This is a genomic window from Brevibacillus brevis NBRC 100599, from assembly GCF_000010165.1.
Lineage (GTDB): Bacteria > Bacillota > Bacilli > Brevibacillales > Brevibacillaceae > Brevibacillus > Brevibacillus brevis_D.
Genome location: NC_012491.1, coordinates 5220685 through 5242627 on the forward strand (window position 1 = coordinate 5220685; position 21943 = coordinate 5242627).

Sequence of the window (21943 nt, forward strand, 5' to 3'; positions counted from 1 at the left end):
AGGAAGAAGGGGCTTAGAAATTTTTCGAGATCATAAAGTTTTAGACTCTTAGGGTTATGAAACGCTAACGGGCAGGCTTAAATTCCCTCTGGAAAAAAATTCATATGGGTCCTTGACCATTACGTAACGTAACGGTTTATAGTGAAATTACCGGTGAAACGCTAGCGATCAAGAAAGGGGCTGATCATGAAAAGTCATTGGAAAGTCGGAGAACTTGCGAAAATAGCGGGAATTACGATACGGACTTTACGTTTTTACGATCAGATAGGCTTGTTTTCACCATCTGGCTATTCGCCATCCGGATACAGACTCTACACCGAAAAGGACATTTCACGCCTACAGCAAATTTTGTCCTTAAAGGAATTGGGGCTATCGCTGGAGCAGATTAAAGCCGTTATGGCCGGAGACCAGCTCAGCCTGTCAGACATTGTTTCCATTCAAATAGACAGCCTGAAAGAAAGTATCCGCATGCAGCAGAAACTCTTGCATGAGCTTGAGAATGTTTCGAGTCGGATGCAAAGGAACGAACCGTTTACCGTTGAGCATTTCATGAACATCATACGAACGATGAGAATGAAGCATGAGAAATTTTTCGCTGAGAGAAAATCGAGTATGGATCGCCACCTCGACCGACTTGGTGAATATTTAGATGAGCATCCGGAAGAACCCGGATAAGGAGGTTTCGACTGTGAGTGAAAGATCAGCCAAACATTCCACATTTGTCATTGAAAGGAACTATAAGCATTCCCCTGCTCGTGTATTCGCTGCATGGGCGGGTCAAGCAGCCAAAGCCAGTTGGTTTCCTAAAGCTGAAGAATTCGACTTCCGCGTCGGCGGCCGCGAATTCAATCGTGGTGGTCCGCCTGGGGGACCCGTTTACACATTCGATGCCTGCTATCAGGAAATCGTTCAGAATACGCGAATTGTATACTCTTACACGTTGAACATGGAAGACAAGCGGATGTCTGTCTCCGTGACGACGGTAGAATTCGAATCCGTAGACGGCGGCACGCGCTTGATCTATACCGAGCAGGGCGTTTTTCTGGACGGTCTCGATACACCTGAACAGCGTGAGCACGGAACAAAGGTGATGTTGGATCGGCTCGGAGAGGTTCTCGACGCCCAATGAAAGCTGCTGCGCTTGAATCGAGTCACCGGGCCGGTTTGAACGAATGGATTGGACTTGCCGTACTTTCCTTGCCTGCACTGCTCGTTTCGATAGATTTGTCGGTCATGATTCTCGCACTTCCTCACATAAGTGTCTCTATCGGCGCTGACAGTACAGAACAGCTCTGGATCATGGATATATACGGCTTCATGCTCTCGGGGTTTCTGATCACGATGGGCTCGCTCGGAGATCGGCTCGGACGCCGTAAGCTGCTGATGTTCGGAGCAGGGGCATTCGGTTTGGCTTCGGTGTTGGCTGCTTACTCCAGCACCTCTGGGATGCTGATTGCAGCACGGGCGCTGCTTGGCATAGCCGGGGCAACGGTATCGCCTTCGTCCCTGGCATTGATCAGCAATATGTTCCGCGATCATAAGCAGCGTTCCCTCGCCATAGGCATATGGTTCATGTGCTCCATGGGAGGCATGGCGCTTGGCCCAGTAGTCGGCGGGATGATGCTGGAGCATTTTTCATGGGGTTCGATTTTTCTACTCGGCGTTCCTATCATGGCGCTGCTGTTGTTGACTGCAACCCATCTTCTGCCCGAATATCGGGATCCCGCACCTGGTCATTTGGATATGACTAGCGTCATGCTGTCGATGTGCACCATTCTACCAACAATTTACGGCCTAAAGGAAATCGCTAAGCAAGGTATACATACCTTGCCGCTCATTGCCATCGTGGCTGGCGTTGTTTTCGGGACGTTATTCGTAAGACGGCAGCAACGATTGGACAGTCCGCTAATGGATTTGCGCCTATTCGCAAACCCCGCCTTCAGCACAGCACTGGGCGGCTTGTTCGGCATCACTTTGACAGGTGCTTCCATGTTCTTCATCGCACAGCATCTTCAATTCGTGGAAGGACTATCGCCGCTTGCGGCAGCGATGTGCATGCTCCCGGGAGTGGTTGCGTCGATGGCAGGCATGTTGTTGTCGCCGATCATCGCTCGGTGGGTCCGACCGTCGCTCCTTATCGGGGCAGGCCTTGTCGTCTCGGCGACTGGTTGTTTTCTACTGTCCCAAGTAGAGGCGGGATCCGGGCTCTCAACCCTGATCGTCGGTTATATCTTTTTTCATGTAGGAGCCGCCCCGTTTGCGAGCTTGTCCAGCGATCTCATTATCGGCTCAGCCCCGCCTGCAAAAGCAGGTTCGGCGGCGTCCTTGCTGCAAACGAGCGGTGAATTCGCATTCGCACTGGGTATTGCTGTATTAGGCAGCATCGGAACATACGTGTACCGCACTCAAATTGCCAGCTTCATACCGGGAGATGTTACGATGTTAACATCCGCAGCCTCCCGCGAAAGTCTCGCTGGGGCAGTCTCGGCGGCTAAAGCTTTACCCGAACCTATTGGTTCACCACTTCTTCATGGCGCCCAGATAGCATTTACCGACAGCATGCATGCTGTTGTGACCATTAGCGGCGTGCTCATGATCGCTATCGCCATACTCACCGTGATCAAGCTTCGGCATATCCCCCCCATCGGGCAGAAAGCGCCAGGTGAGATGTAAGGATCCGTGGCAGTCTAGGACTTTATTTTCTCGTCCCAGACTGCCACTGTCTCATGTATGCGAGACAACCTTTCAAACCTAGTCAAACATCCCTGTAACGATTGTAAAGAAAGAAGTCGTAGGAGGGATTCAGGAATGAATGAAAAAAGGGCCGTCTCTGGAATAGAGACAACCCTTCTATCTTTAACATTTCACCCTATACACTTGTTGCCCTTTCCAGTAACAGTCGCAACAGAGGTGTCAGAAGAAGATGCTTTTTCTACTCAACCTCTGTTGAAAGGTCACCAAATTCTAGATCATCCCATCCACCAGATGGGGTGCCTGTTGAAAACAAGGAAAAATATTTATAGCTTTCATTCCCTGATGTATCCTTTACTGCTCCTTGGGCTACATCTATGTAGTACTCTACATTATTTTTTAAAGGCGCTTTCGGTTGGATCGTTACAGTGTCATTACTGACAGTAAAAGTTGCAGGAACCTTCGCACCATTGTCATTCATTAATAGGAATTTCTTTGTTCCACTTATCACTTTGCGATCATACTTAATTGTAATAACCGCATCTACATCCACTTTTGTTTCCTCTCCATACGGCTTTACATCGATTACTACAGGCGCTTCGTTGTTGCTGGTCACAAACTGTAATAAATACTTATCGATCGATTTAGTAGAATCAATGGTGCTTACAATTGCTCCTTTGTCAATCTCGATCGCATATTTCGTATTGGATTCCAAAGTCTTGTCAGGACGAATATAGAGTGTGTTATTTCTAATCTCCAATTTTCCGCTGACTGGTGATTTTCCTTCAACCTTATAGAGCGATACTACTGTTGACGGATCATTGTCAAAAGTAATTGGCACCGGGAATGTTAGCGCAGGTTGAATGTTTGTAGGAACATCTGTCTGCGCAATAATAGGATTAGAAACTGATACGAACACATCCCCAGGCTTTGGATAACTGATTAGGTCGTCGGAAATATACGTGCTATCAAGTTGGTATTCACTTTTGAATTTCGCGTCATTTTCCTCTAGCTGCTCATCATCAAGGAACTGATTCGGTACACCAAGCTCTTCTTTCTCCGATTTTGCTGATACGCTGTTGCTGTTTAGCGTTAAACTGAACATGAGTGTTACTGCGAGTAAGGATTGAACTAATCTCTTCATACTTCTCCTCCTACATGGTTTGTTTGTTCATAAAAATCGTATTTGATTTTTTAGGCGTAACATACAGTTTTTTACACGAAATAAAAATATGGTTATTTTGGACTAAGACAAGCTCCGAGCCTCCGACTCCACTCCAAAATGCGGTACGTCGACCAAAAAAAGAACGAAAGCAACAACCGCCTTCGTTCTTCCATACGTTTATGCAAAAAAATTCGGAAAGTCAAAGTCATCCCGTTTGCCCGACAAAATATTTTGTAATAAAAGATCAGCGGTCTCAGAGGCAAACTGGTGATACTCGCTCGTGATAACGCCTTTTTTCAATGCCTCATCGAGCTCATCCTGATCAAGCAGATATACTTCTCCTGTCGGCAGTACCACGATGTCGAGGTACAAATCGTCATACCAGATATGCCCGTTCTCGTCCTTGCCATGTCCCCGGCAAATATCGATATACCACTGCACGGTATTCCCTAACTCATCCATCATTTTTGTAACGGCATAGGCTTGGCCATGGGGAAAATACTGCAAGTACACATATCCTCTATCGCCCACACACAGTAGTTGATCCCCGACAGGCATGTAGGCAGGCTCACTTACTTCGTCCAGAGTCAGGCGGACAGTGTACCCTGAGAAAGATAAAGATTCTACCCATTTTTGCTGGTAGCCCAATCGTTTCACGCGTCTCCAACCAGGTCGATCTGCTCGTTTTCGCTTCATAGCCTGCCCTCCCTCGTCATTTAGGTTGTTTTTACTCTACCATGAATAGGATCGTTTTGTCAGATAGCAAACAAAGACATGCTCACGTTGAACATGCCTAAACGGATGACCTGCCATTTATGTTTGGGAGGAGTCGTCTTTTGTTGCCAATCGACTGTGTTTGCGCCCATAAAGAAAATAGACGATCGCTCCTACCGACAGCCAACCGAGAAAACCGAACTTGGTCAGCGTAGGCAGGTTGAAAACGAGATAGCCGCAAAAGAGAACCGAGAGCAAGGGAAAAAGCGGAACAAGCGGGACGCGAAAAGCCCTCGGTAATTGCGGATGTGTACGACGCAGTACAACCACTCCAACCGAGACCAAAATAAAAGCAAACAGCGTGCCGATGTTGGTGAGCTGGGCCAAGCTGGAGAGGGGCAATAATCCACTGAAGGTTGCTACTAATACAGCCACGACAAGCGTGCTCTTTTGTGGTACCTGTGTGCGGGGATGTACGTGCGAAAATAGCTCAGGGAGCAAGCCATCCCGGCTCATCGCAAAAAACATCCGGGCTTGTCCATACATCATGACTAACAAAACGGTCGTAATTCCGACGATAGCTCCCAACGAAATGAAGCCTGCTGCCCAGTCCTGATTGACATAGCTGAGCGCAAACGCGACCGGATTTTTGACATTTAACAAATAGTACGGAACAATCCCTGTCAATGTCAGTGAAACAGCAATGTACAAAATTGTGCATACGAGTAAGGACGAGATGATCCCAATTGGCATGTCGCGCTGGGGATTGCGCACTTCTTCGGCGGCAGAAGACACCGCATCAAATCCGATAAAAGCAAAAAACACCGTTGCGGCACCAGTCGCTACTCCAGCAAAACCAAACGGCATGAATGGACTCCAGTTTTCCGGCTTGACATACTTGACCCCAACGACGAGGAACAGGACCACTACCGCTACTTTTATTAACACCATGATGGTATTCAAGCTCGCTGACTCTTTCGTCCCTTTCATCAATAAAGCTGAAATGATGACAATGATGAGGACCGCAGGTAAATCAATGATTGTTCCTTTCGATGCATCAAACGCACTCGTGAGCGCATGTGGCAGATGGATGTTAAACCCGGCTAGCAATCCCTGAGCATACCCCGACCATCCGCTTGCCACTGCAGCACAAGCCACTCCGTATTCGAGAATCAAGTCCCACCCGATCATCCAGGCGACAAACTCACCAAATGCGGCATAGCTGTATGTATAAGCACTTCCTGACACCGGAACAGTCGATGCAAATTCTGCATAGCAGAGTGCGGCAAACACACAGGCAAGTGCCGCAATAACAAAAGACAAAACAAGTGCCGGTCCTGCGTGCAAGGCAGCCGCAACCCCCGTTAGCACAAAAATCCCTGTTCCCATGATCGCACCGATGCCCAGCATTGTCAGGTCAAAAGCACCTAATGACTTTTTGAGAGAGCTTTCTTTTTTATTCACCTGCTCCAGCATTTGCACAACTGACTTTTTTCTCAGCAATTGATTTTTCCATGACATCATGTGCGACCTCCCAAGCGGGTCATTCGCTTCCAACTGTAAATGAAAACAGTTGGAGTATGATCCATTTGGAGGAAAGTTATACACATCTGATAGAGCGAGCTTCGCGGACTAGTTAAATATATCCAGATTATATTCCGATAAGAAACTATAGAAAAATGAAAAGGAGTTTCAAAATGAGAAAAGCGAATGTTTCATTAACAAGCCTAAAGATATTTATGGTCTTGTTACTCGTATTTTTTGCATCAGGCGTATCAGCACCTCGGGCACTCGCACTAACAGATTCACCTGTCATTACGAAAGTTACCCCGAACAGCGGAAAGCTAGCGGGGGGCGAAATTCTTTATATGGATGGGAAAGACTTCGCCCAAGATTTGAAAGTGTACGTAGGGAACAAAGAAGCTAAGCTCATCACCTACTACAATGCTACCCGATTGAAGGTGGAGGCACCCCCAGGAGATAATCCGGGTACCATCGATCTGAAAGTCGTGAATCCAGATGGCACAGAAGCGGTGTTGGCTAATGGCTATACCTATCTGGCGCCGCCGGTGCTCATTCCGGCGATTACGAATATTTCTCCGAACAGCGGAAAGCTGGCGGGGGGCGAATTTCTTTATATTGATGGAAAAAACTTCATCCAAGGCTTGAAGGTGTACATTGGGAACAAAGAAGCTAAGCTCATCACCTTTTATGGGGACGCTCGAATAAGCGTACAAGCACCTCCGGGAGATAGTCCCGGAAAATTCGATCTAAAAATAGTAAACCCGGATAGCAAAGAAGCGGTGTTGGCTAATGGCTATACCTATCTGGCGCCGCCAGTACTCATCCCGGCGATTACAAATATTTCTCCGAACAGCGGAAAGCTTGCTGGGGGCGAAATGATTTATATTGATGGCAAAGACTTCGACCAAGGCTTGAAGGTGTACATGGGGAGCAAAGAAGCAAAGCTCATGACCTATTATAATGCTACCCGCATCAAGGTAGCGGCGCCTCCAGGAGATAATCCGGGTACCATCGATCTGAAAGTCGTCAATCCGGATGGTAAAGAAGCAGTATCGGCTAATGGCTATACCTATCAGGCGCCGCCGGTACTCATCCCGGAAATTACGAAGATTTCTCCGAACAGCGGAAAGCTAACGGGGGGCGAATTTCTTTATATTGATGGCAAAAGCTTCATCCAAGGCTTGAAAGTGTACATTGGGAGCAAAGAAGCAAAGCTCATCACCTATTATGGGGACGCTCGAATAAGCGTACAAGCACCTCCGGGAGATAGTCCCGGAAAACTCGATCTAAAAGTAGTAAACCCGGATGGCAAAGAAGCGGTGTTGGCTAATGGCTATACCTATCAGGCACCGCCAGTACTCATCCCGGCGATTACGAATATTTCTCCAAACAGCGGAAAGCTTGCTGGGGGCGAAATGATTTATATTGATGGTAAAGACTTCGACCAAGGCTTGAAGGTGTACATGGGGAGCAAAGAAGCAAAGCTCATGACCTATTATAATGCAACCCGCATCAAGGTAGAGGCGCCTCTAGGAGATAATCCGGGTACCATCGATCTGAAAGTCGTCAATCCGGATGGAAAAGAAGCGGTGTTGGCTAATGCCTATACCTATCAGGCTCCGCCAGTACTCATCCCGGCGATTACGAAGATTTCACCGACGAGCGGAAAGCTTGCTGGAGGCGAAGCTATATATATCGATGGCAAAGACTTCGACCAAGGCTTGAAGGTGTACATGGGGAACAAGGAAGCAAAGCTCATGACCTATTATAATGCAACCCGCATCAAGGTAGAGGCGCCTCTAGGAGATAATCCGGGTACAGTCGATCTGAAAATCGTCAATCCAAATGGAAAAGAAGCGGTGTTAGCCAATGCCTACACCTATTTGAAAGATCCGGCTCCTGAGTTAACAAGCGTTACACCTTCTAGCGGATTGTTAGCGGAAGAAAAAGAGGTATTCCTGTCCGGAGTAAATCTAAAGCCAGATGTAAAGATATTCTTTGGGGATAACCAAGCAAGCATTCTGGCTTACTATACTGACGGTTACATGAAAGTAAAAGCTCCGGTGGCAAATGCAGAGGGCGATGTCGATATACTGGTTGTCAACCCGGATGGACAATCCTACAAGTTGAAATCGGCGTTTACGTACCGCAGCACGTCCGATCCAAACGACCGTGTGGACACTCCAGCAGATGTTGGTAGTACCAAGATTACGAATATCATTACTCCGAGTGGAGCAGGACCAATCAATTACGGGTACGGAGACAAATGGCGTGTGGACGATTTTGTCCCGGTTACATTTGAAGGAGAAGTTACCGATCAAAACGGAAATCCGTTACCAAATGAAAAAATGACCTTCCGTTTCCTTGGCCATCTTAAAGCAGAAGGTATTAAACAGATGGAATTCGTTACGGATGCCAACGGGCGCTTTTCTTTCCAGATGATTCTTCCAGCAGCTCTTGGTGAACACGTGTACGCTTTACCAATGGGAACCCATTATTACGATATTGTAGAAATTGAATTTTACGAGGGAATATATGACGCTACACAACCATCATCAGCAAGAATCATAGAGAATGTAACAGATCGAGATGTCTATCATTATGGCCTCTCCATCTTTCCTTGATTCAACGCTTGATGTTGAAGGCCCATGCAACTACGCATGGGCCTTTTCTATTACTGTCTGTTCAACACTTTATTTTTTTGATCGACCAATGACATTGGCGGAAACAGGGGTAATCCCGAGCTCTCTCGCCCAAACAGACAACTGACCCATGTGATGAATCTCGTGGGCGATGACATGACGAAGTAGCTCCCCCTTCGTGTACACTTCATCATCCCAGGCGACCTTTACCGATTCGCTCTCCCTCTCGTCTGACCAACTCTCGATGAAATCACGCAATTCTGGGCGCCAGGCATCTGATAGCTCTTTTACTTTTTCTAGCGTCTTGTACGCTTCGTATGCCACCTGAACATCCGGCTTTCCTTGTACACCCCGAAGCCAGCTATACTCGACGTCAGCAATGTGAAACAAGGTGTACAAAATCGTGCCAGCCCCACCTGTACGCTCGCGCAGCAATTCTTCTGGTGGAAGCTGCTTGCACCATTCCATCCACTCGTCCCGTACCTGCCAGTTATACTGGAAAAGCATTTTCATTGAGTTCACCCTTTATTTGATGATTATGTATAGTAAGGAAATCACAACCAATTATAGCACGTACGTTCGTGTGTTTTGTAAAATTCTCAGTTGATTTCTAACGGTAGTGGTCGGGAGAAGCCCTGCCACATGTTTTCGTATGGCTGTGATCCTCTTCTGGCTTCTAGATCATATTAGAAGGTCAGTGCAAAATAGCTTTCTTACATTCTTTTTAATCAAAGCCGCGTAGGAAGAAGCGCATTTCCAGTCCAAGCGCCTCTGGAGCCCACCTCAGCGCAGGAAAAATGGCGGGGAATTTAAGCTTCACTTATGAAAAACCTCCTCGAAACTTCTACGTTTGAAGCGCTCCCGCCATTTTTCCGGAGCGGACAGTGAATCCCCTTGCGGGGCGTAGGCCGAAGCGTAGACTGGAAATGCGCTTCTTCCCCCACCACAGCAGCTCTACTAAACAAAAAGACCACCAGAGCTATTAACCCTGACGGTCCAACATACTAATCCATGCTTTCATCCGAAAACGAAAGAGAGAATCCACCTGAGAGTAAATAAAGATAACTAGACACGTTCCCTTTTGGCTTGATGATCTGCTTGATCGCTCGGACGTATAGCCTGATCTGACCTTCGTATCTTCGCTTCATCTCTTCCATGGCTACGGCAGTCGCCTCTTTTGCCATCCAATCTGTCTTGAAATCGATCAGAACCAGGCTTCCATCCGGTTCCTCCAACAGGCAATCAATGACCCCTTGGACGACAACCTGCTCGTCGCTCTCTTCACCTAACTCCGCTTCTACTTCATATGCAGGCAACACGAGAGTAAATGGCAATTCTCGATGCACGACCGCCGCCGACTTCATTCGCTGCCCCAAAGGATCAGCGAAGAATCGGGCGATCTGAGGAACGTCTACTGCTTGTACTTGCTCGTCAGTCAAAAAGCGGTGCGCCGCGAGTGCCGTCACCTGCTCCCGAATATCTGCTTCATCCAGCGGGCGCTTCAAATCGAGATGCTGGAACACTAAGTGCGTAATTGTCCCTTTTTCTGCTGCTGTCAGTCGATTGGATTTTTGCTCAGACAAAAACTTTGGTTTTTCCGTAATCGACGGAAGTGTAAGTGGCTGTCCGCCTTTGCTGACTTTGGCATGTCGCTTGAGTTCGCTGACACTCCATTTCGCAGCTACGCGAGGCGCAATTGGATGCGGGTCCTGCCATCCTAATCTCTTTTCGACAATCTCTCGCAAAATGTCATCAGACGGTCGTTCCGCGATCGCCTCTCGCCTGGTCATGCGTTCCCACAGTGACGCCTCGTGGTTGGCAGACTCTCCTTGGGCACGAAGCTCATCTGCCTGATAGAAGTGAAACGACCAAACCGAATCGTCCGGCACACTTCTGACTCTCACGACGTCTCCTGAGCCTTGCTGCTCTGGATATGCCCGCAGCAATCCTGCCCCAGGATGTCGCAGCATCGCACGCCCTACCCAGTCCAGGTATCCCTTTGCCTGAATCAAGTCTTCGTCACTGAGCCGCTCGCTGTCATCCTGTCTTCCCCAGTCCGTCACACTTTTTGCGAGATCCTTGGATGAACCGACAAGAATGAGCTTCTCGCGTGCACGCGTCAAAGCCACATAAAGCACACGCATTTCCTCTGCCAGCATATCCCGACGCAGTTTTTGCCGGATGCCCAGCGCAGCCAGACTCGGATAGCGCAGCTGCATGGAGGGCTCAACAGCCATCGGGCCAAAGCCCAGATCTTTATGCAACAAAAACTGGCTTTTCAAATCCATCGTATTAAACTGCTTGCCCATGCCCGCCACAAATACAACAGGGAACTCCAGCCCCTTACTTTTGTGGATCGTCATGATACGTACGACATCCTCGTTTTCCCCGATGGTTCTTGCTTCGCCCATATCATTGCCCGCTTCTTGCAGGCGGTCGACAAAGCGCAAAAAGCGGAACAAACCACGATAGGAGCCAGCTTCGTATTGTCTCGCACGATCATAGAGCGCACGCAAGTTAGCCTGTCGCTGCTGACCGTTTTCCAGAGCCGCTACATAATCGAGATAACCTGTCTCCCGGTAAAGCATCGTCAGCAGTTCTGATAAGGCACCTCTGCGAGCCTCTGTCCGCCATAGACCCAATCGACCAAAGAACTGCCGAAGTCTTTTCTCCCACGACTCTTGGGGCGGGCGTTCTTCTGCATATTGGAGAACAGCTTGGTGAAACGGCCCTGTCGCGTAGTGAATGCGGATTTGAGCAAGTTGCTGCTCCCGCAAACCGACGATGGGTGATCGCAAGACAGCTGCCAATGGAATGTCTTGGAGCGGGTTGTCAATGACACGCAGTAAAGAGAGCATCGTTTCCACCTCAGTCGCCGCAAAATAGCCCGCAGTCTGCTCTGCATACACAGGAATTCCTGCTGCGTGCAGCTCCTCTTGCATCGTCTGCCCCCAGCCTGAGGTCGCACGAAGCAAAATAACGATATCGCGATAGGCCAGCGGGCGCATTCCCCCAGCCTTTTTATCGAAAACGAGTAGCGGCTCTTCTCCCTCGCCCGGCTCCATCCAGCGGCGAATACGGCTGGCAATCAGGCGTGCTTCCAGCTGTGCCACACTCGCTTCCTCAGCGGACTCTCCATCGGGAATACCTGCTTCGCCCTCATCTGTCGCCTCTGCAACTACTGCCTGACCTTCGTCTGCTATCACTGTATTCCGGTCGATCAGATGCATCTCTGCCTGCAAACGGTTCGGCTGTGCTTCAGGATAAGACGCGCGGTTGATCAGCTCCGCCGAAGGATCATAACCGATCTCACCTACCCCGTGAGACATGATCTGACGAAACAAAAAGTTAACGGCATCTACGACTTCCCTTCTACTGCGGAAGTTCGCCGCCAGATCGATACGCCGTCCGATGCAAGCTTCGTCGGCATCACCATCTTTTTGATAGGTTACATATTTTTCGAGAAACAGCTTCGGCTCTGCCAAGCGGAACCGATAAATACTCTGCTTCACGTCACCCACCATGAAGCGATTCGCTGGCTGACCATTCGCTCCGTCTCGGGAAACCATTTGCAAGATTGTCTCCTGCACGAGGTTGATATCCTGGTATTCGTCTACCAGTACTTCAGCGAACTGTTCGCGCAATTGAGTGGAGATAGACGAAGGAACAGTCTTCCCAGACTCATTCGTTTCGGTTAGAACACGCAGAGCCAGATGCTCCAAGTCGCCAAAGTCGACCAAGCCACGTAAGCGCTTCTCCAATTGATAAGCATCCGAAAATGCTGTAACCAGCCTAGCCAATGTCTGCATGTGAGGAGCAATCCGCTGCAAGTCCGCAACATACTGCTCGGCTGGCGTAGAAAAGTACTGCTCGATTTGCTCTGCCAGTTCCTTTTTCACACTGTTTCGCAGGTCTTGCACCTGTTCCTTCACGAGCGGATCTGTGCCTTTCACCGGAGGCAGCTTGGCAAATACAACTCCACGAACAGCTTCGACGGTCGCTTCCCAGCCAGCTCTGCAAGCCGCTCCTGCACGGTGCAGGGCAGCGGCTTCCGCCTCAAGCAAAGGCAAATAGCCAGCAGGCCCTTCCGGTGAGCCAGCCAAAAGAACTGCCCTGCGCATCTTAGCGGTCATTCCACCGAGTGCCAGCTCCACAGAACGCAGCACGCTTCTACTCCACTCCAGCCCGTCCAGGCCGTTTTTATCGTGAACCGCAAACATTCCTGCCGCTTCCCCAAGCCATTGTTCTGGTGCCGGATGACTGCGCGAAAACTCATACAGCCTGAGCAGCAACAGGGTGAGGGCATGGTCATCCTGACCGTCAAGCATCACATCAGCCAATGCATGAAAGTCCGCGTCATTCTCATACCAGCTCTCTAGCTGTTCCTCCAAGACATCCTGACGCAAAAGCTCCCCTTCCATCTGATCGGCAATGCGAAAATCAGGATCAAGTTCTATCAGATAGTAATACTGGCGCAAAATCCCCAAGCAAAACGAGTGAAGTGTCGTAATCGTCGCCCGCTGGAGCAGTGCCAGTTGTCGGCGGAGATGAGAAGAGTGCGGATCATCTTTCAATGCTTTTCGCAAGGCATCGCCAATCCGGTGACGCATCTCTGCCGCTGCCGCATTGGTAAAGGTCACCACCAACAGTCGATCGACTCCAACCGGGTCCTTCTCGTCCATGATGCGTCGGATAATCCGCTCAACCAGGACTGAGGTTTTCCCAGAGCCAGCCGCAGCAGCCACCAGGAGATTATTCCCGCGCTGCATAATCGCTTGCCATTGCTCGTCCGTCCATTGTTCAGGCTTGGCCTGCAATTGTTGATCCACCATCGGTCATACCTCCTTCTCCTGCCATCTGCTGCTCTGCCAGCATGCTCCATATTTGCTTATTGTTCCATTTGGCAAGCTGTCGGTGCTCATTCCCGCCCGCATCTCCATCAAACTTGCATACCGGCTTGTACGAACAGTAATCACAAGCGGTCATCGTCCCGTTCGTGTACGGTTCGATCTGAATTTCCCCGTTGGTCATGCGCGTACTGATTTGCTTCACAGTATCGCGAACATAGGAGGTCAAAGCTTGGAATTGCTCGACTGTTGCCACGGATGATCGTGACGAAAGCGTTCCGTCCTTTTTGATTTCAAATGGCACCAGCTCTGACGCCCCTTGCTCTACATAGCCATCCATCATTCGTGCCAGCTCTGGGTCTGCGAGCATCAAGCCTTTCATGCGCAAACGCTTTGCCCGCTCCTTTGCCGCCTCGTCTGCCGTTAGCAAGCGTTTTGCCGTCACAAAAGGATCCGCTACCTGGTAGTAGAAAACGCCTCCCATTTCAGCTTTTTTCCCCAACCATTCCTCGGCATTTGCCACGACGACATCCAAATAGACAAGTAGTTGCAAATTCAGACCATTCCACACATCCGAGAGAGATAACTGCTTGGGACTGGACTTGTAGTCAATCACGCGCAGATACGGGACCTCACTATCCAGTGATTGGTCAACACGGTCAATCCGTCCGATTAACTGAAGCTCCACGCCATTTTCAAGCGTTAAAGCCAATCCAGGCAAATCTGAATTTGGCCCAAACGAAACCTCCAGCCCTACTGGGGCAAAACGGCTGCGCTTCGCATGCTCCCCAAGTACGTAAATCGCACGTCCAACGGCTCGCTTTAGCTTGCCGGACAAATAACGATACCGGGCTGTCCGCGTCAAAATACTGCTGCGAGTCGCAGGAACCAGTTCTTCTACAACCACGTTTGCCAGCTGCATGCTATTGTCTTCCGTCAGCTTGCTCCACTCCAGATTGTCTTCGTTCATTTTTTCAACGGCCCGCTTGAGTGAAGCGTGGAACAGCTCTCCCACATCGAACCGCTCAAGCTTGTACATCGTTCTCTCCGCCAATCTGAGACCGTGGGAAGAAAAATGCGAGAACGGACATGACTGGAACCGCTCCAGACGAGATACGCTCATTTTTAGTTGTTTGCCGTATAAGGTCGTGCTCGTTTCCAAATCCAGCTCCTGAGGTCGGTTGAAATAGCGCAAGCCGGACAAAAGCCACTGCTCCCGTTTGACATCGGGAGAAGCGCGAATATACCAGTCGTATACCTCCCACCAAAAGTCTGGCAGCTCTCCTGTTTTCTTCATCGATCGCAATAGCGTCAAAAGGTGGCGAAACACACGTCTCGGATGTCCGAGCAGGAATGCATCTGTCTCGTACTGCCCCGTCGGTTCATTGTAAAACACCTGATGCGGGATATCCGGTAGCACTTCCCGGATGCGGGTAAACACAGAGGAAGGCAACAGTGCCTTGCCCTCTTCATCTGCCAACGCACAGCTCAGGATCAGCCTCTCCGACGGTCTCGTCATCGCTTGGTACAGCAGGTAAGGCTCAGCCATCAGCTTTTGCTTTGCACTCGGTGCCAGAGACATGCCCATTTCAGCCAGTCGCTCACGTTCCGCCTCATCCAAAATTCCTTCTTCTTTTGGACGCAACGGAATAATGCCCTCGTTTACACCAAGCAAAAACAGAGCTTTGACATCCGGTTGACGGGAGCGCTCCATGGCCCCGATCAGCACCTGATCCAGCGCCGGAGGAACGAGTCCCAATTCAATCGTCTCCAGACCGCTGTCGAGCACACGGGCAAATGTCGCCAGGTTCATGCTCTCGTCACCCATGACCTCCACGACCTGATCCATCAACTCGATCAATCCTGTCCATACTTGTCCGTGCACCTGTGCTGCATCGAGATCGCCGTCATTTTCCGCCTTTCGCTGCCAATGCTCCAGCTTGTTAGGCACATCCAGCGCGATCAGAAGGTTGTACAGGGCAAGCGTCATTTCCTGTACGTTTAGACCCGTTGCTTGCTTCATCTCTTTTTCAAAGGACAGGAGCGGCGCTGCGTATTTGCGTCTCAACTCATCGATTTGCGCGTCTTCCTCAGCGCCTGCCTGCCCGCGGAAATGCCAAGGAGATTCTTCTGCCCATTGATAGCCAAAGACACCATGAGCCAGCACGTAGTTTTCCAGGCGGTCGATTTCCTTCCGAGCTGTATGCTCATCGGTAATATCCAAAAGGAGCAGGTCTGTTTTCAAACAGCGGAAAACCGCGTCGTACCGCCACCTCGTAACAATGACCTCCAATGCCGATCGCACCAGCTCTACCAAGGGATGGTGCATGACGGAGCGCTTCTGGTCCAGGAAGTGCGGGATGCCGTATTCGGTAAACACAGCCGAAATCTCATCAGCGTACGTCCCGATTTCCCGAAGCAATATCGCCATATCCTTCCAGCGATATCCCTCTTCTCTCGACAGAGTCAGGAGCTTCAAGGCCACAGCCTCTACCTCTGCCCGCCTGTTCACTGCTGAGAGCATTGTCACTTCGTCAGCACGTCCGGGCTGATCCGGGATCGGCGGGTCTCCCCATTGGAAATACACTTGCTCAACCTGACGCAGCCACGGACTGCTCTTGAATCGCTGTGCCTCGGTCAATAAAAGCGGCTTGGCGATGGATACACCCGATTCACGCGCCATCAGTGTCAAGGCTTGATACGTTCGCAGCGTAGGGTGAAAAAGCCCCAGTTCATCCACAGAGGCGTCACGTTCATTCGGGTCCAGCGTCAGCGCAATCGTCACTTGCTTGGCGTGCTGCATCAACTGCTCGATCAAGCGCAGCTCTTGATTCGTAAACCCGGTAAAGCCATCGATAAATATTTCAGCCTGCTTGATGTACATGGAATCACGCACCATCGTGGCCACTCGATTCAGGATGTCGTCCGCATCACAATACCCCTCTGACAAGTAAGCCTCGTACGCATTCATAATCAAGCGAAGGTCATGTATTTTTTGATTGAGATTGGCTCCTCCCCATTCCACATTCTCGGAATGGGTGAAGGATACCCCATACGATTTGCACTCGCTAATCAAGCGACCGAGCTGAGCAGCAAACCCAGGCTGTGTCGCCGAACGCCCGAATACGTTCAGCTCCTCCTTGTGCCGCTCCAAAAGCATGCGCAAAACCATATGCTTACCCAGATCGTCGACAGGCACGGTAGTCAGATCGCCCAGCTCCTGCATGAGCCTGTGAGCCAATCTACCGAAGCTGAGCACTTGCGTCCCTATCACACCGCCCAGCTCTGGCAGTGTAGCGAGAGCATACTCTTCCTGAAAGCTTGCCTGTTCCGGCACGAGCAGAATCATAGGCGAACCCAACGGCTTTTCCCGCAGCCGGGCTTGCATCTGCCGATGAATCGATTCTGTCTTCCCCGTCCCTGCCCGTCCCAGTATAAATTGGACTGCCATGATTTTTCCCCTTCCCTACTCCATTTCCAGATGCAGCATGCTTCCTTTTCCCATCGGTTCTGCTGGTGTCACGACCAGACGACGCGGCATGCGCACACGTATTTCCGGGACGTGGCTAATGACTCCGATGGTGAAATCGTCCATGCGCAGTCGCTCGAGCGCATCCATAACGACTTCCAAAAGCTCCGGATCGAGTGTTCCAAAGCCTTCGTCCAGGAAGAAAAACTCCAGGCGTCCGCCACGCATTTGAATCTCCATCGACAGGGCAAGAGCCAGCGACAAGGAGGTTAGGAATGTTTCCCCGCCAGACAATGTGCTAACTGGACGGCGCATTCCACCAGCTCCCTCATCCCGCAAAACAAATTCGCCCTCGTCGCCGATTTCCAGTCCGTAACGATTGGCGGTCATCCGCTTCAGGTGATAGGAAGCGTCTCTTGCGATTGATACCAGTTTTTCCTCCGCAATGAACTGGACAAACGCCTTAGCTTCAAACAATTTTTTTAACTCTTCCAAGCGGCTCTGTTCATCCTGCTGCTGTAACATCTCTTTGTGAAGCTCTTGCCATTTGTCATGATTTTTTTCCATGCGATCCACATGCTCTTTGGCGACAGCGACTTGCTTTTGAGCCTCCTGGAAGGCTTGCTCCCATTGATCCCACGCCTCTTTTGCGGTGGTGAGCTCTTCCTGCGTAAACGAACGGCCTGCTATAGCTTGTTGCAGCCGTTCTTCCTCATAACGAAGCTGCCCTGCGATTCTCGTGTAAGCCTCGACTTGCTCCTGTGCCTGTGGCAATTGCTCGCGCTCTGCGTACCGTTCCCGTACATACTCGACAGTGCCGAGACCTGTTTCCTGCAAGCCTTGGTACAAGGTCTCGTGAGCTTCCGTGCGTTGCCGCGTGAGGATCGCCAGCGTCTCCGAATACTTGACCAAATTGTTTTGCACCGTTTCCCGCGCTTCGGAGGTCTCTTTGCGCTTTGTCTCTGCCAGCGTGACTGCCTGACGTAAGCCGAGGAGAGAATCCTCTACCCTCATCAAACATTCCTGCGCAGTAAGTCCTCCCGTACGCTCCAGCCATTGAGCATGCTTTTGTTCCCACATGCGCTTTCTATCTTCCAGCTTTTCCTTCAGCGCCGCTTCCCGTGATTTTCCCTCTACCTTGCGCGACTTGGCGGCTTCTACCTGCATCATCAGCTTTCCGCGCAACGCTTCTTTCTCTGATCGCACCTGCTGCAATTCTGCCAAACGGCGATCTGATTTTCCGATTTCCTCGTACCGCAGTTCGATTTCCTCAATGGGAAGCTCATTGCGCTTCGCGTCCAGCTCTTCTCTGGATTGCTTTTCTTGCATGGATGCAGCGTCCAGACGCGCTTTATTGTCATGGATCACCTTCTGTGCCTGTTCGAGCAACAGCGAGCTCCGCTCCATCAAGCGTTTCTTTTCCGCTTCTTCCTCACGCAAGGCCTCCAGCTGCTGCTGTAATTGCTCACGCTCTGCTTTTAGCCGCTCTCTTTCCGCTTGCTTGGCAATCAGTTCTTTTTCCTCGCGCTGATAGACGGCGATCAGCTCTTCAAAAGAATCCACGATCCAAGGCTGTCCGTACCCGCTGCACTCTGCCTTGATCGCTTCCAAGCGCGCGTCCAGCTGTTCCTGTTCAGCCTTTACGCTTGCAAGGCGCTCATCAAAAGCAGCAAGCGCTCCCTTTGCTGCCAACCAAGCTTCCTTGGTCTTGCCTGCTTCTTGTTCAGCCGCACGCACTGCCTCTTCTGACGCTTTGATTCGAGCACGCAGGCCATCACCCTCTGTTCCCGCTTCAGATGCTTTTGGATGGTTCTGGTGGCCGTGTGGGTGGTGTTCGGAACCACATACCGGGCACTCCTTGCCTTCCTCTAAACGTTCGCGCAAAAATCGCGCCATATTTTCCTGCTGCCAGCGTTCCCAGTCCTGGCGCAGCTCATCTCGTTGGGCCAGTTGACTCTTCACAAGTGCTTCGCTTGCCTCTACCGCCCGAGTCAGCTCTTGATTGTGCTCCTCCAACTGCTTACGCTCCTGGACGATATGTTGCGACTTCTCCTGCCAGGCTGAGAAAGCCTGCAATACTTCCCGCCACTGGCGACCTACCTGCTTCATATCTGCCAGGACATTTCTTGCTTTCTCCCATTCAGCTTCGCTCATCAAAGCCGAGTCGGCTGGTGCTGCCAGCTCTTCTCTTTTTTGTGCCAAACGATTCGCACAAGCTTCCCAACTGCGTTTGTGCTCATCGGCAGTATGGGTTGCCGCCTGAATTTGCTGCTGTGCTGTGAGTTGTTCTTTTTCCAGCTCACGCGCCTTGGCATAGTCCCGCTCCCACTGCTGCTTCGCTTCCCTGGCTGCTCCTATTTGCGCTCGCCATTCGGGAGAGATCGTGACCTGCTTCATCTGTTCTTGCAGTTCCGCCCACGCAAGCTCCCAGTTTTTTAAGTCGGCCTCATCCTTTTCCAGCTGTTGTTCTATGTTGGTCAAGGCGACTGACACTTCGTTCCATTCACGTTCCAGACCTGTCCACTCTTCCCGGATCGCCTTTAGCTCCTCTTCCCACTCCTGTGCCTGTACCAGCCTGCCCTTTTGCTGAATCAGTAACGGCTCCTGTACAGCCAACTCGGCTTGAACCTTCTGATACGCTTGCTCTGCCTCCTCTACAGCCAAACGTGCGCTCTCCTGTTGCTCGCGGCTGCGTTCCAATCCCGCACCGGTCGCATGCCATTCCTGATCCAAGCGCTCATATTGCTGGAGTAATGGCCACAGTCGAATACTCGACTCCCACTCGCGAATCTTTGCAGTGAGAGCTGCCATTTCCGCTTCATTTGCTCCCTGCTGCTTTAGTTGCGCCTGGACGTGCAATAGCTCCTGATGCCATTGGTTAAGCTCCTCCAGCTCCTTGAGCTTCCCTGCCAGCTCCTGTTTTTGCTGGGTGAATTCCTGCTCTTTTTGCGCAGCTTCCTCCCACGTTTGTCTTGCCAGCTCTAAGGCTTCCGGACCTGCGTCACCCAGTGCTGCACTCGCCAGCTGCAAGCGATGCATCTGTTCCTTGACCTGCTCCAATGCGTGCCGTACGCGTTCACTCAGCTTTTCCCCATATATATGTAGGCGGAACATTCGTTGCAGCATTTCATTGCGTTCACTGCCCTTCAGCGTCAAAAAGCGAGAAAATTGACCTTGTGGCAAAACGACCGCCCGGGTAAAGTCCTGCAAAGTGAGACCAATCAGTGCCTCAATCGCAGCTGTCGCAGAAGTGGCTTTGGACTCCAATACGACATCCGGCTCTCCGGTCAAGGCTCCCGACTGAATCAGCCTCACTTCTGGTTGTCGCTTGTTCCCCTTTTTATCCAAACCAAATTCCCGTTCCACCGTATATTGCTTGCGCTCATCGCCAGTACCCAGCTCAAAGGTAAAGGAAACGAAAACGCGCTGCTCCAGTTGGTTCAGCACTTCTTTTGGGTGATTACCCCCGCCCAGCCGGACGACCTGCCCGTACAACGCAAGCGTGATGGCATCCAGAATCGTCGATTTCCCGCTTCCAGTCGGGCCAAATATCCCAAACAGTCCCGCCTGACATAGCACTTCGAAATCGACCTCTTGCATTTCTCGGTAGCTGTGCATCCCTGCCAGCTTCAATCGTATCGGTCTCACTCTTCTTCCCCCTCTCCTCCGGTTTCTGCCAATAGACGTTGGAACAAGGCCACGAGCTGCTCATCCGGCTCTGCTCCCCGTCTTCGTTCGTAGAAGCGCTTGAACAATTGATCGGACGAAAGCTCTGTCAGCTCGACCCGCTGTTCCTCTTCCTCCTCACGCTCTTCCCTCACGACAACACGCTGTATTTTCAAGAAATCATCCGATAGCTTGCGGACACGCTGAAATTCTGCCGGGTCGATCACGCCAGACACATGCAGCTCCAAGTCAATCCACGCCCCTGCATCGCGTCCCTCTTCCAACCAGCGCTCTACTTGCTCGATTCCCTCTGTTGCCCTCCAACGTGCCAATGGCCGTGCGCTCGTCAAATAAATGATCTCCTCACGTACTTCTTGCCCTGGCTCCACCTCGACCAGTACGACTGCCTTGCTCTGGCCTGCTTCAGAAAAGCTGTACGAAATCGGTGAGCCACTGTAACGCACCAATGGCTTGTCACTGAGCTTTTGTAGTCGATGAAGATGGCCGAGTGCCACATAATCAGCGTTCTTCGGAAAAGCCTGCGGCGATACAGTCAACGCTCCCCCAATTTGAATCGGACGTTCGGAATCCGTTTCTTTACCGCCCATGACAAACAAGTGACTCGTGACCAGATTGACCGTATCCTCGCGAAAATGAACAGACAGATCGGCAAGCAATTGTGCAATGCGCTCGGAAAAAGCAAGCTGCATCTGCTCCTGGGTAAAGCTTTCGCTCAACAGCTCCTTTAATCGCGATTCAGAAGGATATGGCAATGCCAAAATGATCGCATTCGCAGCGCAACCAGGAATCTTCATTTCCAGCCAAGAAGGCCCTCCCTGCACAATTTGCACGCGATCAGCCGATGCTTCCTGTGTCAGCAATGGCGCTTCCTTCGGCAACCCCAACAAAACGATCCCGTGCTTTGTGGCAAGCGGCGCTGCTGCCCGCACCCGCTCAGGCTGGTCATGGTTCCCGGCGATCACGACAACACCTCTCCTGCCTTCCGAAGACAAGCGCTCCAATGCATCATAAAAAAGCTCTTCCGCCCAAGCAGGCGGATTGACCGAGTCGTACACATCCCCAGCAATGAGCACCAAGTCCACTTCCCGCTCATCCGCTATGTGACAAAGCTCGTCCACAAACGCCGCTTGCTCAATGCGGCGATCCCGCCCTTCCAGTTGCCGCCCGAAATGCCAATCGGCTGTATGTAATATCCGCATAGCTA

General features: G+C 50.9%; 12 protein-coding genes. 4 read left to right on the forward strand and 8 right to left on the reverse strand.

Going from position 1 to position 21943, the window contains the following annotated elements; translation table 11 throughout:
- The first annotated feature begins 186 nt into the window (after positions 1-186).
- The 3 genes from BBR47_RS24840 to BBR47_RS24850 are packed head-to-tail and all read left to right on the forward strand — an operon-like array spanning position 187 to position 2673.
- The gene (locus BBR47_RS24840; RefSeq protein ID WP_015893197.1) at positions 187-675 is read left to right on the forward strand and encodes a MerR family transcriptional regulator; all 489 of its coding nucleotides are present in this window, start codon (positions 187-189) and stop codon (positions 673-675) included.
- A gap of 13 nt (positions 676-688) precedes the next feature.
- Positions 689-1129, forward strand: coding sequence for an SRPBCC family protein (locus BBR47_RS24845; protein ID WP_015893198.1), 441 nt, complete (start codon positions 689-691; stop codon positions 1127-1129).
- Positions 1126-2673, forward strand: a complete 1548-nt coding sequence (locus tag BBR47_RS24850; protein WP_015893199.1) for an MFS transporter — start codon at positions 1126-1128, stop codon at positions 2671-2673. Before BBR47_RS24845 ends, BBR47_RS24850 begins: the two co-directional genes overlap by 4 nt.
- 259 nt (positions 2674-2932) lie before the next feature.
- Here the strand turns inward: BBR47_RS24850 and BBR47_RS24855 are convergent, their stop codons facing one another.
- From BBR47_RS24855 to BBR47_RS24865, 3 genes are all read right to left on the reverse strand, one after another.
- Positions 2933-3835: an Ig-like domain-containing protein gene (locus tag BBR47_RS24855; protein ID WP_015893200.1), complete on the reverse strand. Its 903-nt coding sequence runs from the start codon at positions 3833-3835 to the stop codon at positions 2933-2935.
- Positions 3836-4033: 198 nt separating this feature from the next.
- Positions 4034-4552 carry a DUF402 domain-containing protein gene (locus BBR47_RS24860; RefSeq protein WP_015893201.1) on the reverse strand — a complete coding sequence of 173 codons (519 nt, stop codon included), beginning with the start codon at positions 4550-4552 and terminating at the stop codon, positions 4034-4036.
- Positions 4553-4669: 117 nt separating this feature from the next.
- The gene (locus BBR47_RS24865) at positions 4670-6091 is read right to left on the reverse strand and encodes an amino acid permease (protein ID WP_015893202.1); all 1422 of its coding nucleotides are present in this window, start codon (positions 6089-6091) and stop codon (positions 4670-4672) included.
- 176 nt (positions 6092-6267) lie between these two features.
- On the opposite strand from BBR47_RS24865, the gene BBR47_RS24870 reads away from it, so the two are divergent.
- The gene (locus BBR47_RS24870; RefSeq protein WP_015893203.1) at positions 6268-8718 is read left to right on the forward strand and encodes an IPT/TIG domain-containing protein; all 2451 of its coding nucleotides are present in this window, start codon (positions 6268-6270) and stop codon (positions 8716-8718) included.
- Between the two features lie 69 nt (positions 8719-8787).
- Here the strand turns inward: BBR47_RS24870 and BBR47_RS24875 are convergent, their stop codons facing one another.
- From BBR47_RS24875 to BBR47_RS24895, 5 genes are all read right to left on the reverse strand, one after another.
- Complete coding sequence (locus BBR47_RS24875) at positions 8788-9249, reverse strand: DinB family protein (RefSeq protein WP_015893204.1); 462 nt, start codon at positions 9247-9249, stop codon at positions 8788-8790.
- A 491-nt stretch (positions 9250-9740) separates the two neighbouring features.
- Entirely contained in the window at positions 9741-13568 is a 3828-nt protein-coding gene (addA, locus tag BBR47_RS24880) for a helicase-exonuclease AddAB subunit AddA (protein ID WP_015893205.1), read from the reverse strand.
- The gene (gene addB, locus BBR47_RS24885; RefSeq protein WP_015893206.1) at positions 13537-17034 is read right to left on the reverse strand and encodes a helicase-exonuclease AddAB subunit AddB; all 3498 of its coding nucleotides are present in this window, start codon (positions 17032-17034) and stop codon (positions 13537-13539) included. The genes addA and addB overlap by 32 nt, the downstream gene beginning before the upstream one ends.
- Before the next feature lie 15 nt (positions 17035-17049).
- A complete protein-coding gene (locus BBR47_RS24890; protein WP_015893207.1) occupies positions 17050-20700 on the reverse strand; it encodes an AAA family ATPase in 3651 nt (1216 codons plus the stop codon).
- Positions 20697-21938 (reverse strand): exonuclease SbcCD subunit D, encoded by a 1242-nt coding sequence (locus tag BBR47_RS24895; protein WP_041749641.1) that lies wholly within the window; start codon positions 21936-21938, stop codon positions 20697-20699. Before BBR47_RS24895 ends, BBR47_RS24890 begins: the two co-directional genes overlap by 4 nt.
- Between the last annotated feature and the right edge of the window lie 5 nt (positions 21939-21943).